Annotated in this window: 14 protein-coding genes; all 14 read left to right on the forward strand. The window is 35.4% G+C overall.

What is annotated here, in order from left to right; translation table 11 throughout:
* Positions 1 to 80: 80 nt before the first annotated feature.
* The 14 genes from truB (at position 81) to QJV49_RS00505 (ending at position 14977) form a co-directional block, all read left to right on the forward strand.
* Positions 81 to 1070, forward strand: coding sequence for a tRNA pseudouridine(55) synthase TruB (gene truB, locus QJV49_RS00440; RefSeq protein WP_225511313.1), 990 nt, complete (start codon positions 81 to 83; stop codon positions 1068 to 1070).
* A 30-nt stretch (positions 1071 to 1100) separates the two neighbouring features.
* Complete coding sequence (locus QJV49_RS00445) at positions 1101 to 2003, forward strand: bifunctional riboflavin kinase/FAD synthetase (RefSeq protein ID WP_029343857.1); 903 nt, start codon at positions 1101 to 1103, stop codon at positions 2001 to 2003.
* A gap of 97 nt (positions 2004 to 2100) precedes the next feature.
* Complete coding sequence (locus tag QJV49_RS00450) at positions 2101 to 3072, forward strand: L-lactate dehydrogenase (RefSeq protein ID WP_225511314.1); 972 nt, start codon at positions 2101 to 2103, stop codon at positions 3070 to 3072.
* 157 nt (positions 3073 to 3229) lie between these two features.
* Positions 3230 to 4291, forward strand: coding sequence for a DUF871 domain-containing protein (locus QJV49_RS00455; protein ID WP_225511315.1), 1062 nt, complete (start codon positions 3230 to 3232; stop codon positions 4289 to 4291).
* Positions 4284 to 5177, forward strand: a complete 894-nt coding sequence (gene murQ, locus QJV49_RS00460) for an N-acetylmuramic acid 6-phosphate etherase (protein WP_225511316.1) — start codon at positions 4284 to 4286, stop codon at positions 5175 to 5177. The genes QJV49_RS00455 and murQ overlap by 8 nt, the downstream gene beginning before the upstream one ends.
* 34 nt (positions 5178 to 5211) lie before the next feature.
* On the forward strand, positions 5212 to 7164 hold the full coding sequence (locus tag QJV49_RS00465) for a glucose PTS transporter subunit IIA (RefSeq protein ID WP_225511317.1): 1953 nt from the start codon (positions 5212 to 5214) through the stop codon (positions 7162 to 7164).
* A 61-nt stretch (positions 7165 to 7225) separates the two neighbouring features.
* Positions 7226 to 8077 (forward strand): MurR/RpiR family transcriptional regulator, encoded by an 852-nt coding sequence (locus tag QJV49_RS00470; RefSeq protein WP_225511318.1) that lies wholly within the window; start codon positions 7226 to 7228, stop codon positions 8075 to 8077.
* A 130-nt stretch (positions 8078 to 8207) separates the two neighbouring features.
* On the forward strand, positions 8208 to 8966 hold the full coding sequence (gene tpiA, locus QJV49_RS00475; protein ID WP_225511319.1) for a triose-phosphate isomerase: 759 nt from the start codon (positions 8208 to 8210) through the stop codon (positions 8964 to 8966).
* A gap of 162 nt (positions 8967 to 9128) precedes the next feature.
* The gene (locus QJV49_RS00480; RefSeq protein ID WP_225511320.1) at positions 9129 to 10100 is read left to right on the forward strand and encodes a choloylglycine hydrolase family protein; all 972 of its coding nucleotides are present in this window, start codon (positions 9129 to 9131) and stop codon (positions 10098 to 10100) included.
* A 48-nt stretch (positions 10101 to 10148) separates the two neighbouring features.
* Positions 10149 to 10736, forward strand: coding sequence for a hypothetical protein (locus QJV49_RS00485; RefSeq protein WP_225511321.1), 588 nt, complete (start codon positions 10149 to 10151; stop codon positions 10734 to 10736).
* A gap of 230 nt (positions 10737 to 10966) precedes the next feature.
* Positions 10967 to 12286 carry a DUF3440 domain-containing protein gene (locus tag QJV49_RS00490; RefSeq protein WP_281449144.1) on the forward strand — a complete coding sequence of 440 codons (1320 nt, stop codon included), beginning with the start codon at positions 10967 to 10969 and terminating at the stop codon, positions 12284 to 12286.
* Positions 12268 to 12795, forward strand: coding sequence for a ParB/RepB/Spo0J family partition protein (locus QJV49_RS00495; protein ID WP_225511323.1), 528 nt, complete (start codon positions 12268 to 12270; stop codon positions 12793 to 12795). Before QJV49_RS00490 ends, QJV49_RS00495 begins: the two co-directional genes overlap by 19 nt.
* Positions 12796 to 12975: 180 nt before the next feature.
* Positions 12976 to 14115 carry a radical SAM family heme chaperone HemW gene (hemW, locus tag QJV49_RS00500; RefSeq protein WP_225511324.1) on the forward strand — a complete coding sequence of 380 codons (1140 nt, stop codon included), beginning with the start codon at positions 12976 to 12978 and terminating at the stop codon, positions 14113 to 14115.
* Between the two features lie 58 nt (positions 14116 to 14173).
* Positions 14174 to 14977: a glycoside hydrolase family 25 protein gene (locus QJV49_RS00505; RefSeq protein WP_225511325.1), complete on the forward strand. Its 804-nt coding sequence runs from the start codon at positions 14174 to 14176 to the stop codon at positions 14975 to 14977.
* Positions 14978 to 15076: the final 99 nt, after the last annotated feature.

Genomic DNA, 15076 nt, shown 5'->3' on the forward strand with positions numbered 1-15076 from the left:
GTCAGTAATTTTTTTATGGAAAGAACCAATCATAAAGACTGTAAGTGATTTTTTAGTCAAAAAATGCTATAATTTTCAGGATGAATGAAAATTTAAACGGCATTTTAAATGTCTATAAAGAAGCGGGCTGGACATCTTTTGATGTTGTTGCCAAACTTCGTGGTATTTTAAAAACGAAAAAAATTGGACATGGTGGAACTTTAGACCCTTCTGTGACGGGCGTTTTGCCAGTGGCCGTTGGAAAATCGACGCGATTATTAGAATACATGGAAGCGGCGGGTAAAATTTACGAAGGTGAAGTTACGATTGGTTTTTCAACGGAAACCGAAGATGCTGACGGAGAAATTGTCAGTAAAACACCAGTGGAACGAGAGCTGACAGAGTCTGAAATTGACTCAGTAATGAAAAATTTTATTGGGAAAATAAAGCAAATTCCACCAATGTATTCAGCCGTAAAAATTAACGGAAAAAAATTGTATGAATATGCCAGAGCTGGTCAGACAGTTGACCGTCCGGCAAGAGAGATTACAATCAAATCATTTGTCAGAACAAGCCCAGTGATGACTGATGAAGCGGCATGTTTGGTAAGATTTTCTTTCAAAGTTGAGTGCAGTAAAGGAACCTATGTAAGAACATTAGCAGTAGATTTAGCAGAGCAACTTGGTTATGCAGGACATATGTCAAAATTGCAAAGAACAGCAAGTAATGGACTGATGATTAAAGATGCCGTCAAACTCTCAGAAATTGAAGCAGCAAAAGAGGCAGGAGAGCTGTCTAGCTTAATGTATCCAGCAGAATATGCTGTCAGTGATTTACCAAGAGTAGATTTGACTGCTGACCAGTTTGAAATGGCACGAGTTGGAAAAAAATTTGCTCAAGTTGATTGGGTTACAGAAGAAACTACTGACAGCCCTGTCAGTAAGTTTAATAAAAATGAATTTTTACTGACAGACTTGTCAAAACTGACAAAAGATAAATTTGCAGCTTTTTATGATGATAAATTAGTTGCCGTTTACATGAAACATCCAGAAAAAGCAGGAATTTGGAAACCAAATAAAGTATTGGTTTAATTCTTAGCAATATGAACCAAAGTGAGAAAAATGGAAATATTAGAATTTAATGATGAACTAAAATTTGATGAAGAACTTATCCTTGTCCTCGGTTATTTTGATGGATTACACCGAGGACATCAAAGTCTTTTTACAGAAGCTAAAAAAATTGCGGCGGTATTGAATTTAAAAATAGCTGTTTTTACCTTTCCGGAAAAACCAACATTAACCTTCAACAAATTTGAGCCTGAAATGCTTTTGAAATTAACTTCAGATGAAAAACGAGCAGAGCTCTTTGCTGAAAATGGGGTAGATTACCTTGTATTCAAAGATTTCACTTCTAATTTTGCTCATCAAACTTCAACTGAATTCGCAGAAAGTGTCGTAAAAAGATTTAATCCTAAAGTGGTGATTACAGGATTTGATTATACGACGGGTTCTGATATGAAAAATCTCGAATCAACGGAAGACTACCGCGTGGTCATCATGCCGGAAAAAGCGGATGAACATGGAAAAATTTCATCGACACGGATTAGAAAAGCTGTTGAAGAAGGTGATATTGCACAAGCAAATGAACTTTTAGGTTATTCTTATGAAACAAGAGGGCTTGTTGTTCATGGCTTTGCTCGCGGAAGACAGTTGGGCTATCCAACAGCGAATCTAGTAATTAAAGATTACGTTCATTTACCAGCTGTTGGAGTTTATACCTGTGATGTCATTTTTGCTGGAGAACGTCATCGTGGCTTTGCTTCAATTGGATATAACGATACTTTTAACGGGACTGAAAAAACAGTTGAAGTTCATATTTTTGATTTTAATGGAGAAATTTATGGTGAAAAATTGACTGTTTTATGGCTAGATAAAATTCGCGATATGATTAAATTTGATGGGATAGATCAATTAATTAAACAAATGAAAGAAGATGAGCAAATTGCTCGTGATTTCAAAGCGTAAATAGACTGTAAGTAAATTGGGAAAAGAGATTTGGAAGGGGAGTAGAAAAACAACGTGAGTCAAAATGACATCCGCTGTTTTTTTATGATGAAAAGAGATGAAAATTAATAACAAAAAAGTTGTAATTGTTGGAGCTGGAGCCGTCGGGAGTACTTATGCTCATAACTTAGTTGTTGATGATTTAGCAGATGAAATTGCAATTATCAATACCAACAAAAGTAAAGCTTCAGCGAACAGTTTGGACTTGCTTCATGCACTTCCCTATTTAAATGCAGCACCCAAAAATATTTATGCTGCTGATTATTCAGATGTTTCCGATGCCGATATTGTTGTTTTGTCTGCCAATGCTCCGTCAGCAACTTTCGGAAAAAATCCAGATCGCCTACAGTTATTAGAAAATAATGTCGAAATGATTCGTGATATAACCCGTAAAACAATGGATGCAGGTTTTGACGGTATTTTCTTGGTCGCATCAAATCCAGTTGATGTCCTTGCCCAAGTTGTTGCAGAAGTATCTGGCTTGCCTAAGCATCGTGTGATAGGAACAGGCACTCTTTTGGAAACTAGTCGGATGCGCCAAATTGTTGCTGAAAAACTTCAAATTAATCCTAAAAGTATTCATGGTTATGTTCTAGCTGAGCATGGGAAATCAAGTTTTGCCGCTTGGTCAAATGTGACAGTTGGTGCGATTCCATTAACAACGTGGCTCAAAAAATATCCTAATCCAGAGTTTCCGACTTTTGATGAAATTGATCAAGAAATCCGTGAAGTAGGTTTGGATATCTTTATGCAAAAGGGAAATACTTCTTACGGAATCGCTGCTTCATTAGCTCGTTTGACAAGAGCAATTTTTAGAAATGAAAGCGTGATTCTGCCAGTTTCTGCCTATTTGACAGGAGAGTATGGCCAGGCTGATTTATATACAGGTAGTCCTGCAATTATAGATAGAACAGGTGTTCGAGCAGTATTAGAGTTAGAATTAACTCAAGAAGAACAAGAAAAGTTTAAAGCTTCAACGGCTCTTCTTAAAGAAAATTTTGATTCAATCAAAGAAAAATGTACCTTGTAAATATAATAAAAAGAATAAAGAAATTTATTCTTTTTTTATACAAAATAATGAAATAATATTTCGAAATAAAAAAAGTTTAAATTAATACTTGAAATAATAATTCTTTTAAGTTATAATGAATACGTTATCAAGAAATAATATTTCGGAAGGATAAAAAATGTACGGTTTTTCAATTTTTATGAATAGGGACTTGAATGAAAAGGACTATTTATATATTGACAAGATGACTAATCATGGTTTTAAAGGAATTTTCACGTCGATGCATATTCCCGAGGATGAAGCAAATTTATATAAAAAAAGGCTAATAGACTTAGGAAAAGCTGCAAAAAAGAATCATTTGAAACTTATGGTAGATATTTCAGGTCAAGCTTTAGAAAAAGCAGGATTTTCTATTGATAGAGTAGAGGAGCTTCAAGAACTTGGAGTAACTGGTCTCAGAATGGATTATCATATCAGTAATAAGACAATTGCGAAAGTTAGTCAAAAAATGACGGTCAGTCTAAATGCCAGCACGATTAGGCAAGAAGATATTGACGAGTTAAAAGAATGTAAGGCAAACTTTAATCAGCTTGAAGCTTGGCACAACTATTACCCCAGACCAGAAACAGGTCTTTCTCGGGAGAGTTTTCTTAGAAAAAATGAATTTTTGAAAAGAAATTCATTTAAAGTAATGGCCTTTATTCCGGGAGATGATTCTCTACGTCACCCTTTATATGAAGGATTACCCACCCTTGAATCGCACCGCTATCAACATCCACTCTCTTCCTTAATTGATATGGAATCTATAAATATAGATCATATTTATGTTGGGGATGGAGGATTAAAAGCAATAACTGCTTGGCAGATTAATCAATATCTTCAAGAGAGGAAACTTGTATTGCGAGCAACCCAAGAAACAAGTGATTTTCCTAAAGTTCTTGGTGAGCATGAAAATAGACAAGATGATGCTAGAGATGTGGTCCGCAGTGCTCAGGCCCGCTTTAATGAAATTTCTGAAATAAGTCCAGAAAATACAATTGAGAGAAAAAAAGGCTCAATTACTATTGATAATTGTGAATATGGTCGTTATATGGGCGAAATTCAAATTACTAAAAGAAATTTGCCAGCAGATAAGAAAGTAAATGTTGTGGGAAATATTATTAAAGAAGATTTAGAACTTATTTCTTTTATCGGCCCAGGACAAAAATTTAAAATAGAAAAAGAGAAAAATAATGATTGATTTATCAACACTAACAACAGAACGACGAAATAACGAAACTTTTAACCTTGACCAAATGACTGTCGCAGAAGCGCTTGTTAAAATGAATAATGAAGATAAAAAAGTTGCTTTTGCAGTTGAAGAAGCACTTCCAAGTATTGAACCAGTTATTTCATCAGCGATTGAAGCTTTTAACAAAGGTGGCCGTTTGATTTATATGGGTGCTGGAACAAGTGGTCGTTTAGGTGTGCTTGATGCCGCTGAATGTGTCCCAACCTTTGGAGTACCAGCTACACAAGTGATTGGCTTAATTGCCGGTGGTGAAAAAGCAATGACGGTTGCTGTCGAAGGAGCCGAAGATAGTCTTGAACTTGGAAGACAAGATTTGATTGATTTGAATTTGAATGAGAAAGATCTTGTGTTAGGAATCGCTGCTAGCGGTCGGACTCCTTATGTAATTGGGGCTTTAGATTACGCTAAAGAAATTGGTGCGAAAACGGCAAGCCTTTCTTGTAATCTTAATGCTGAAATTTCAAAACATGCCGAATTTCCAATTGAAGTTGATTGTGGACCGGAATTTTTAACAGGTTCAACCAGATTAAAATCGGGAACAGCTCAAAAATTAATTTTGAATATGATTTCAACAATTTCAATGATTGGGATTGGTAAAGTTTATAACAACTTGATGGTGGATGTTAAACCAACAAATGAAAAATTAGTTGAGCGTAGTAAACGCATCATTATGCAAGCGACAGATTGTACTTATGAAGAAGCCGAAGAAAAATTCATTGAAGCCAATCAAGATGTTAAACTTGCAATTGTCATGTTACTAACTGATTGTGCAGCAGAAGAAGGAAAAACCAAGCTTGTTAGAGCAAATGGTTTTGTGAAAAATACTCTGAATTAAGAATTTATCTTATAAGGTAGGAGAAGGAGCAAAAATGGCAGAAGAAAAAATAGCTCGTATTGCACGAGAGATTTATGAAAATGTTGGTGGAACACAAAATGTAAAAAAATTGATTCATTGCATGACTCGTGTTCGGATGACCATTATTGATGATTCAAAAGTTAATTTAGCTGGTTTAAAGGCAATTGATGGGGTGATGGGTGTCGTCGAAGATGAAACATTGCAAGTTGTCATCGGACCTGGAACTGTAAATAAAGTTGCTCAAGCAATGGTTGAGACAGTTGGGGTAAGGTTAGGAGAACCTTTCCCAAGTGCTGAAGGTCAATCAATTGATGATTTAATGGCAAAAACAAAATCAGAAGCTAAAGAAAAATATAATAAGCCTTCCAAATTTAAAGCGGTTCTTAATACGATTTCTAAAATATTCGTTCCATTGATTCCTGCTTTTGTTGGTGCTGGTTTGATTGGTGGGTTAGCCTCTGTTTTAGGGAACTTAGTCACTGCTGGTACTTTAGATGCAGCAACATGGACCCAGTTTATTACCGTCTTAAAAATTATTCAATCTGGAATTTTTTCTTACTTGGCCATCTATGTCGGAATTAATTCAGCTCAAGAATTTGGAGCAACACCTTCGCTTGGTGGAGTTATCGGTGCGGTTTCCTTGCTTACAGGAATGAATCCAGAAGCACCACTAAAAAACATCTTTAATGGAAGTGCACTTTCGGCTGGACAAGGTGGGATTATTGGCGTAATTTTTGCTGTTTGGTTACTATCGATTTTAGAAAAACAACTACGTAAATTTATTCCTGACTCAATTGATATTATTGTGACACCAACCATTGGTTTATTGGTCATTGGTTTTGCGGAGATTTTTGCCATTATGCCGGTAGCGGGAGTTATTTCTTCAAGTTTAGTCGGGGCAATTAACTTTATTCTTCAAGTTGGTGGTGGTTTCTCTGGCTTTGTTTTGGGTGTACTTTTCTTACCAATGGTTATGTTTGGTTTACACCAAATCTTAACCCCTATTCATTTAGAAATGATTGCTAAAACGGGCTCAACACAATTATTGCCAATTCTTGCAATGGCTGGAGCTGGTCAAGTTGGTGCTGCGATTGCGCTTTGGCTTCGTTTGAGAAAAGATAAAGAATTTGTCGAACTTGTAAAAGGGGCTCTCCCAGTAGGAATTTTAGGAATTGGCGAACCTTTAATTTATGGGATTACCCTACCACTTGGTCGTCCATTCATCACGGCTTGTATCGGTGGCGGGATCGGTGGTGCAATCATCGGTTCATTAGGTCAAGCTGGAGCCATTGCAATTGGCCCTTCAGGACTTGCCCTCCTTCCACTTATTGCCAATGGAAAATGGTGGGTTTATCTTCTTGGATTATTGGGAGCCTATATTGGCGGATTTATTGCTACTTATCTTTTCGGTATTCCTAAAGATGCAAAAGAAAAAGCAGATAATTATGGGAAATCAGTCCAAATGGAAACCATTCAACCTACTTTACGTGTTGTGACAACTCCAGAATTTTCTAGTTCAACAATCGCATCTCCACTTGAGGGTAATGTGAAAGGACTTTCTACAATTGAGGATGAAGTTTTCTCAAGCGGAATGTTGGGTAAAGGAGTAGCCATTGAACCGGACAATGGTGATGTCGTTTCTCCCGTCAATGGGCTTGTTACTACAGTTTTTCCAACTAAGCACGCAATTGGTTTGACTAGTGATGATGGTGTTGAAATTCTAATTCATATTGGAATGGATACCGTTGGTTTAAATGGTGAAGCTTTTGAAAGTTTCGTTAAGCAAAATGACCGTGTCAAAAAAGGAGATTTACTGGTAAGAGCAGATCTTTCAAAAATAAAAGCGGCAGGTTTATCTATAATTACACCTGTGGTTATAACAAATTCTGATACTTATCGAGAAATCATTATCAGTCATGGTGGAAAAATAAGTAAAGGTCAAGAGATTATTACAGTTAAAGCATAAAAGTTAGAGGTTGGTTTATACCAACCTCTTTGTTATAATTAAAGAAGAATGGAGAGGATGAATGGATACTTTACTTATCATTAGGCAAAATTATTCTAGCTTTACGACAGTGGAGAAAAAAATAGCTGACTATATTTTTGAAGTCGGAGAGAAAATGCTAGAAAAAAGTGCGCAGGAAGTGGCTGGAGAAATTGGTAGCTCCTCTGCGGCTTTAGTAAGATTTTCCAGAAAGTTAGGGTATGATGGATTCTCTCAGTTTAAACAAAAATTGAGTGCCTCATATGCTGCTCATGTAGATGACGAAGAATACTACAAGGAAGTAAATGATTCTGAAACGCCTACTTCAATCAAGAATAAGCTCAAAGTCCGAGTGAATCACATGGTAGAGACGACAAATTCTGCTCTATTGGATGATGAAATTATGGAAGCTGTGGCTTCAATTGATGATGCCGAGAATATCTTTGTTTTTGGAATTGGAGCATCTTCTATGGTTGCTCAGGATATTTTTCAAAAGTTTAGTCGGATTGGCAAACAAGTTATATTTATTCAAGATGCTCATTTATTTGTTTCCTCTCTTTCTGTTTCTAATAAAAAAACAATCTTCATTGGAATTTCAATGAAGGGGGAAACAAAAGAAGTTTTGGAACTTGCAAGGGTTGTGAAAAATATGGGAATCCCCATTATTGCAATTACTTCTCGAGAAAATTCAAGCTTAGGACAAATAGCCGATTGTATTCTTCATTCTGTTTCTGGTGAAGATTATCAAATGCGGACTGCTGCAACAATGAGCTTGATGGCTCAGCTTTATGTTGTTGACATTCTTTTTTATATGTATGTATCAGAACATTTTACAGAAAGTTTTGATAAGTTGGAAAAAACACGCGATGCTATAAAATTATTGGAAAAAAAGTGACAGGATTGAATTTTATTAATGATGAGTTGATTTCTGCAATTTTTTTCACAATGTGATAAAATAGACCATGTAAAAGATGGACTGAAGTCCAAAATTTAAGAGGCTTAAACGCCCTATAAGGAGAATTAGAATGTCACGTAAACCAATTATCGCTGGTAACTGGAAAATGAACAAAACTTTGTCAGAAGCGCAAGCTTTTGTTGAAGCTGTAAAAAATAACTTGCCTTCATCTGATAAAGTTGAATCAGTTATCGGTGCACCTGCACTTTTCCTCGCTCCTATGGCTTACCTTCGTCAAGGTTCAGAATTGAAACTTGCTGCTGAAAATAGCTACTTTGAAAATGCTGGAGCGTTCACTGGTGAAAATAGTCCAGCTGCTATCGTTGATTTAGGTGTTGAATACATCATCATCGGTCACAGCGAACGTCGTGAATATTTCCACGAAACTGACGAAGACATCAACAAAAAAGCAAAAGCAATCTTCGCTGCTGGAGCAACTCCAATCCTTTGTTGTGGTGAAACTTTAGAAACTTTTGAAGCTGGAAAAACAGCTGAATGGGTTTCAGGTCAAATCGAAGCTGGTCTTGCTGGCTTGAGTGCTGAACAAGTTTCAAACTTGGTTATTGCTTATGAACCAATCTGGGCAATCGGAACTGGTAAAACTGCAACAAACGAAATTGCTGATGAAACTTGTGGTGTTGTTCGTTCAACAGTTGAAAAACTTTACGGAAAAGAAGTTTCAGAAGCTGTACGTATCCAATACGGTGGTTCAGTTAAACCTGAAACAATCGAAGGATTGATGGCTAAAGAAAACATCGATGGTGCCCTCGTTGGTGGAGCTTCACTTGAAGCTGATAGCTTCCTTGCATTGCTTAAAATGTACAAATAATTTTATAATTATGGGTTGAATGAAAGTACTGATTCTGTCAGTACTTTTTTCGTACATTTTTTAGTTTTTGTTATAGAATTGAAGTTTATAGTTCTGCTAGTATCTCTATCAGTAAAACTTTTGATAAAATAAAGAGATGACAAATTAATTAAGGGGAGAAAAATGTGTACCAGTTTTCAACTAAAGTCAAGTGACGGTGGATTGGTTTTTGCTAGAACAATGGATTGGCATACTTTTAATGCCGCTGCCCTTGTTCTACCAAGAAATTATGAATGGACAAGCGTTTATAACAATCAAAAAATGATTAATCCATATGCCATCCTTGGCGTCGGAAATAGCGAAATGAGATTACATGCTGATATTTCAGATGGTGTAAATGAATATGGCTTGGCGGCACAAAAACTAACTTTTTCAAATCAGTCAGATTACGCTAAAGAAGCAGAGAAGGGAAAAGTTCAACTTGCTGCTTTTGAATTTTTGCTTTGGTTGCTGGGGAATTGCCGTTCAATTGAGGAAGTTCGTCAGAATATTGATAATGTACAGTTGATGACTGATGAAAATGCAATCTATAAATTCGGACGTAATGATTTACATTTTTCTGCGACAGATCCAAGTGGTCAAATGATTAATATTGAACCGCATGGTGGACGATTGGTCATTTCAGATAATCCAATTGGTGTGGTTACAAATGCTCCTAAATTTGAGAAAGAAGTTGAGAAATTAAGGACTTATATGGATATCAATTTACTGACGGAAAGTGAAAATAGTTCTGTCAGTAAAAATGAGGTTAGTAATTCATCATCAGAAAATCTGTCAGTAAAAAATAATAATCCTAACCAAATTTCGACAGGAAGTTTCAATGGGAAACCGGTTTTTCCTGGAGGATTCACACCAACAGCTCGATTTATTCGAGCAGCTATTTACAAAGAAAGAGCGGTTTATCCGGAAAATGAACAGCAAAATATTGTTGAGGCATGGCATATTTTAAATGGTGTCACAGTTCCAAAGTCTGAAGGTCGCTCAGGGACTTATACTGTTTATCGCAGTGCTGTTGAGGTGAATAGTCGCAGACTTTACTTACAAACTTATGATGATTTAAGTATACAAGTCTATCGTTTCCCAGATGAATTATAATCTTAAGATTTTGTTATAATGAAAACAAAATTATTTTAGGAGAATTTAATGCATCTTATCGTTATTTTAGGCGCACTTATTTCAATATCTTTTACAACTACTTATCTTGTTGCTAGTTTGCGTGGTCGAGTTAAACCGAATAGAATTACTTGGTTGATTTGGGGAATTGCTCCATTAATTAGTACGGCAGCATCCTTATCAACCGGTGTTTCCTGGGCAATTTTACCTGTCTTTATGGCTGGCTTTGGTCCAATTTTAGTTTTTATAGTCTCAACATTTAACAAAGCAGCTTATTGGAGAATTGAAAGATTTGATTATATTTGTGGATGTGTTTCTATTTTGGCCTTGGTGGCTTGGTATTTGACTAAAGACCCTAATGTTGCGATATTACTTGCAATATTATCAGATGCTCTAGCTGCATTACCTACCATGTTAAAAGGTTGGAAGTATCCCGAAACAGAAAATGGTTTCTTGTTTTTAGGTAGTCTTTTTTCTGCATCAACAAGTTTTACAGAGATTCATCATTGGAATTTCGCAGAAGTTGCTTTTCCAATTTATCTCATCTTGCTTAGTTTAACAATGTTATTCCTTATTGAAGGAAGAAGAAAATACTTGAAATATAAAAAAGTACTTTGATAAGTACTTTTTTTTCAAATTTAAACCTTAATAAAAAGTGAGATTTTAACGTAGAATTGCAAAATAAAGAAATTTATAATAAAATTAAGATATAAACGTATTTTATATTTAATTTTTGTAGTTTAAAATAATAAATATGGTTTCAGTTGAAAGACCTAATTTTAATAGGATTTAAATGTTTTAAGCTCAATGAGTGAAATGTTGAAAAAGTTATGCGAAAGGTAACGATTGTGAGAAAATATCAAAAGGAAAATGTTTACGAAGCTTTCAATAAACGGTTAGACTATATTTGTAACTATTTCGATCACTTGATTATTTCATTCTCTGGTGGAAAAGACTCTGGGGTTATGTTAGAACTTGTTCATCGCTATTATGAAGAAAATCAACTCGCTGACAAAGGAATTGCTGTTTCTGTTTATTATCTTGATTATGAAGGAAATTATCAAGAAACAAAAGACTTTATTGAACGCTCAATGGGAAAATATTCTGATTTTGATTATTATCATATTTGTATGCCGGTATCTGCATCTTGTGGAATATCAATGTCGCAATCAACTTGGCTTCCTTGGGATCCCGAGCACCAAGAGCTTTGGCTAAGCACCATTCCGGAAGGGGCGATCCATTTTGAAAATCATCATTTCCCTTTTTTTAGTGTTGGAATGTCTGATTATGATTTCCAAAGTAAATTCTGTCAGTGGCTTCATCAAGAAAAGAAGGCAGAAAGAACAGCTGTTCTTGTCGGAATCAGAGCTCAAGAAAGTTTAAATCGCTTTAATGCTGTGACACGTGATGAAACTTTTTCAAGATTTGGAACTACAAATTATAGTCATCGAATTTTTCATAATGTTTTCAATTTTTATCCGATGTATGATTGGTTGTTTGAGGATATCTGGGTAGCAAATGCTAAATTTGGTTTTGATTATAATCATTTATATGATTTATATTTTCAAGCAGGAGTCCCCTTTAAAAGTATGAGGGTTGCCAATCCATTTCATCAATGTGGCGTCTCATCTTTGAAATTGTATCAAGCATTGGAGCCAGAGACATGGGGAAAATTGATTGGTCGTGTCAATGGAGCAAATTTTGCTGCTATTTATGGTGGAACAATTGCTCTTGGTTATCGAGGAGTCAGTCTTCCTAAGGGGCATAGTTGGGAGACCTATGTTGACTTTTTACTCAAGACATTACCAGAGGATATTCGAGAAGTTTATCTGAAAAAGTTCCAGAGTTCTTTGACTTACTGGACAAAAAATGGGGGAGCTTTGCCTCAGAAAGTTGTCAGTGAATTAGAAGAAACCAATTTGCAATTTGAAAATTTAGGTGCTCCAAAAAATAATCGAAATTACAAACAGGAATATGAATTGGTTCGTTTCAAAAAATATCCTGATGATGTCCCAATTAAAAATTTCAGATTAGTTCCCTCTTATAAAAGAATGTGTATTACCATTTTAAAAAATGATACTTCATGTCAATATATGGGTTTTGGTCAAACAAAGGATGAATTGCAAAAGAAAAAGGAGGCAATGAAAAAATGGGAGAGCTTTTTGTAAGTCCAGCTTATCAAGTGAGACGGGTTCCAATTGAAAAAATAAGAGCGAATTCTTACAATCCTAATAAAACTGCCCCACCTGAATTTAAACTTTTAGAACGGTCAATATTAGAAGATGGTTATACCATGCCAATTGTCTGTTATTATGACAAAGAAAATGATACTTATGAAATTGTAGATGGATTCCACCGCTATCTTGTAATGAAAAACTCTGAAACGATTGCTCAAAGAGAAGGAAACTGTTTACCTGTTTCCGTGATTGATCGTCCTTTAGAAGATAGAATTGCCAGTACCATTCGTCATAATCGTGCGAGAGGCACTCATTCAGTAGAATTAATGACCGAAATCGTTCAACAATTAGTTGAAGCTGGTTTGAGTGATCGGTGGATTATGACAAATATTGGAATGGATAAAGAAGAATTACTAAGGCTCAAACAATTAAGTGGTCTTGCCTCTTTGTTTAAAGGAGGAGATTTTTCACGGTCTTGGGAATGGGATAAAGAAGAGTAGAGCGTAGCTAAAGCTACCCTCTTTTTTTATCTATATTTTCCGTTTTGTAAAGTCAATTGCTATCCATAGGTGTGTTATAATAGGTCAAGTATTTGTGATTTTTATTGGTAAGATTAATTTTAGGGTTAATCCTCTCACTATCTTTCATTGAATAGGAAAAAATTTTGAAGGGATTTATAAATGTTGCAAAAACCTAATTCGGCTTATTTTCACATTCCTTTTTGTTCTCATATTTGTTATTATTGCGATTTTGCTAAAGTACTGATGACGGGACAGCCGATTGATGCTTATATTGAATCACTAATAGAAGAATATCAAAGTTTTGAGATAGAAAAATTAAGAACAATCTATATCGGTGGTGGAACGCCCAGCGTTTTGTCAGCCCAACAACTTGAACGTTTACTGACAGCGATTGCTGAAAAGTTAGATTTAGAAGTTTTGGAAGAATTTACTGTTGAAGCAAATCCAGGTGATTTATCAGATGAGGTTATTAAAGTTTTGGCTGATTCAGCAGTCAATCGAATTTCATTAGGCGTCCAAACTTTTAATGATGTTTTACTCAAAAAAATCGGGCGGACACATACAGAAGCTCAGGTCTATGATTCAGTTGAAAGACTGAAAAAAGCTGGATTTGAAAATATTACGATTGATTTAATCTATGCTTTACCTGGGCAAACGATGGAGATGGTTAAGTCAGATGTTGAAAAATTTTTAGAATTAAAACTACCACATGTGGCTTTATACAGCCTTATTTTAGAGGATCATACGGTTTTTATGAATCGACAACGGCGTGGGCTTTTACGCCTGCCAAGTGAAGATAAAAATGCGGACATGTATGAATATATCATGGATATTTTAGCTAAAAATGGTTATAATCACTATGAAGTTTCAAATTTTGGCTTACCAGGATTTGAGAGCAAACATAATATAACTTATTGGGATAATGAGGAATATTATGGAATTGGGGCTGGAGCATCAGGATATTTAGCAGGAATTCGTTATAAAAATCTTGGCCCGGTTCATCATTACCTTAAAGCTGCTCCAACTGAAAAAAGGGTAAATGAAGAAGTTTTAAGTAAGAAATCTCAAATAGAAGAAGAAATGTTCTTAGGACTTCGGAAAAAATCGGGAGTTTTGGTTGAGAAGTTTGAAAATAAATTCAACTGTTCATTTGAAAAATTATACGGTGAACAAATCACAGAACTTATTAATCAAAAATTATTATATGATGATAGGCAAAGAATTCATATGACAGACAAAGGTTTTGAGTTGGGGAATAATGTCTTTGAGAAATTTTTACTCGATGATATTAATTTTTAATGCTATAGTGATGAATTTTTGTGAAAGTTATGTTACAATATAATTAATGAAGCCTAAAATGAGACGTAAACTTAAAAAAATGGGAGCTTTTATCTTTACAGCATCCATGATTGCAATGATCGCCTTACTTGGTTTAGTACGAATTCGACCGGTAGAACCTCCTAAAAAAGCAGCAAATGAAAAAATTGTTGTAAATCATATTTTGGATCAGAAGGTTTTGGATTTGAACAAACCAGTTGTTGACCTTTCGGGTTGGCAACGTCCAGAAGATATTGATTACAACACCTTGAGCCAGCACGTGATTGGTGCGGTGATTCGTGTCAATGGTTCTTATGGTCACGCTGATAATTCAGCAAGCAAGGATGGAGAAGATACTGCCTATAAACAGCACATTAAAGCTTTCCAAGAGCGGGGAATCCCGACAGCGGTTTATGCTTTTGTGACTGGAGAAAACACTTCTGAAATGAAGAAGCAAGCAAGAGACTTTTATCGTCGAGCAAGTCCTTATAAGCCGACCTATTATTGGCTTGATGTCGAGGTAACTAATATGAAAAATATGAACCAAGGGATTGAGGCCTTTCGTTCTGAGTTGGAGAAACAAGGGGCAAAAAACATTGGTATTTACGCCCAAGATTGGTTTTTGCGAGATAATCAAATAAAAGTTGATAAATTTAAAGCGATTTGGATTGCTGCCTATGGACGAAATACAGGTTCTTGGGACGCTTCACCAGAAACAACTTTAAGCTATAAAATGCAACAATTTACTGACCAAGGAACTTTACCAGGTTACTCGGGGAATGTTGATTTGAATATGGTTAACAATCAAACCAACTATAATGAATTGTTTAACAATCAAAAGTAAAATTTTTCTTCCAAGTTAGCTTATGATTAGCTTGGAAGTTTTTTTATTAAGCCTGAAATAAATAAATTTGCTATAATAGGTCAAAAAGCAATTAAGGAG

This window comes from Lactococcus sp. NH2-7C (assembly GCF_029953655.1).
Lineage (GTDB): Bacteria > Bacillota > Bacilli > Lactobacillales > Streptococcaceae > Lactococcus > Lactococcus lactis.

Bases quoted from the DNA above. Each gene is read 5' to 3' on its own strand.
- tpiA (WP_225511319.1), top strand. From the start codon at position 8,208: ATGTCACGTAAACCAATTATCGCTGGTAACTGGAAAATGAACAAAACT.
- hemW (WP_225511324.1), top strand. From the start codon at position 12,976: ATGTTGCAAAAACCTAATTCGGCTTATTTTCACATTCCTTTTTGTTCT.
- QJV49_RS00505 (WP_225511325.1), top strand. From the start codon at position 14,174: ATGAGACGTAAACTTAAAAAAATGGGAGCTTTTATCTTTACAGCATCC.
- murQ (WP_225511316.1), top strand. From the start codon at position 4,284: ATGATTGATTTATCAACACTAACAACAGAACGACGAAATAACGAAACT.
- QJV49_RS00495 (WP_225511323.1), top strand. From the start codon at position 12,268: ATGGGAGAGCTTTTTGTAAGTCCAGCTTATCAAGTGAGACGGGTTCCA.
- QJV49_RS00465 (WP_225511317.1), top strand. From the start codon at position 5,212: ATGGCAGAAGAAAAAATAGCTCGTATTGCACGAGAGATTTATGAAAAT.
- QJV49_RS00455 (WP_225511315.1), top strand. From the start codon at position 3,230: ATGTACGGTTTTTCAATTTTTATGAATAGGGACTTGAATGAAAAGGAC.
- QJV49_RS00480 (WP_225511320.1), top strand. From the start codon at position 9,129: ATGTGTACCAGTTTTCAACTAAAGTCAAGTGACGGTGGATTGGTTTTT.
- QJV49_RS00445 (WP_029343857.1), top strand. From the start codon at position 1,101: ATGGAAATATTAGAATTTAATGATGAACTAAAATTTGATGAAGAACTT.
- QJV49_RS00485 (WP_225511321.1), top strand. From the start codon at position 10,149: ATGCATCTTATCGTTATTTTAGGCGCACTTATTTCAATATCTTTTACA.
- truB (WP_225511313.1), top strand. From the start codon at position 81: ATGAATGAAAATTTAAACGGCATTTTAAATGTCTATAAAGAAGCGGGC.
- QJV49_RS00470 (WP_225511318.1), top strand. From the start codon at position 7,226: ATGGATACTTTACTTATCATTAGGCAAAATTATTCTAGCTTTACGACA.
- QJV49_RS00450 (WP_225511314.1), top strand. From the start codon at position 2,101: ATGAAAATTAATAACAAAAAAGTTGTAATTGTTGGAGCTGGAGCCGTC.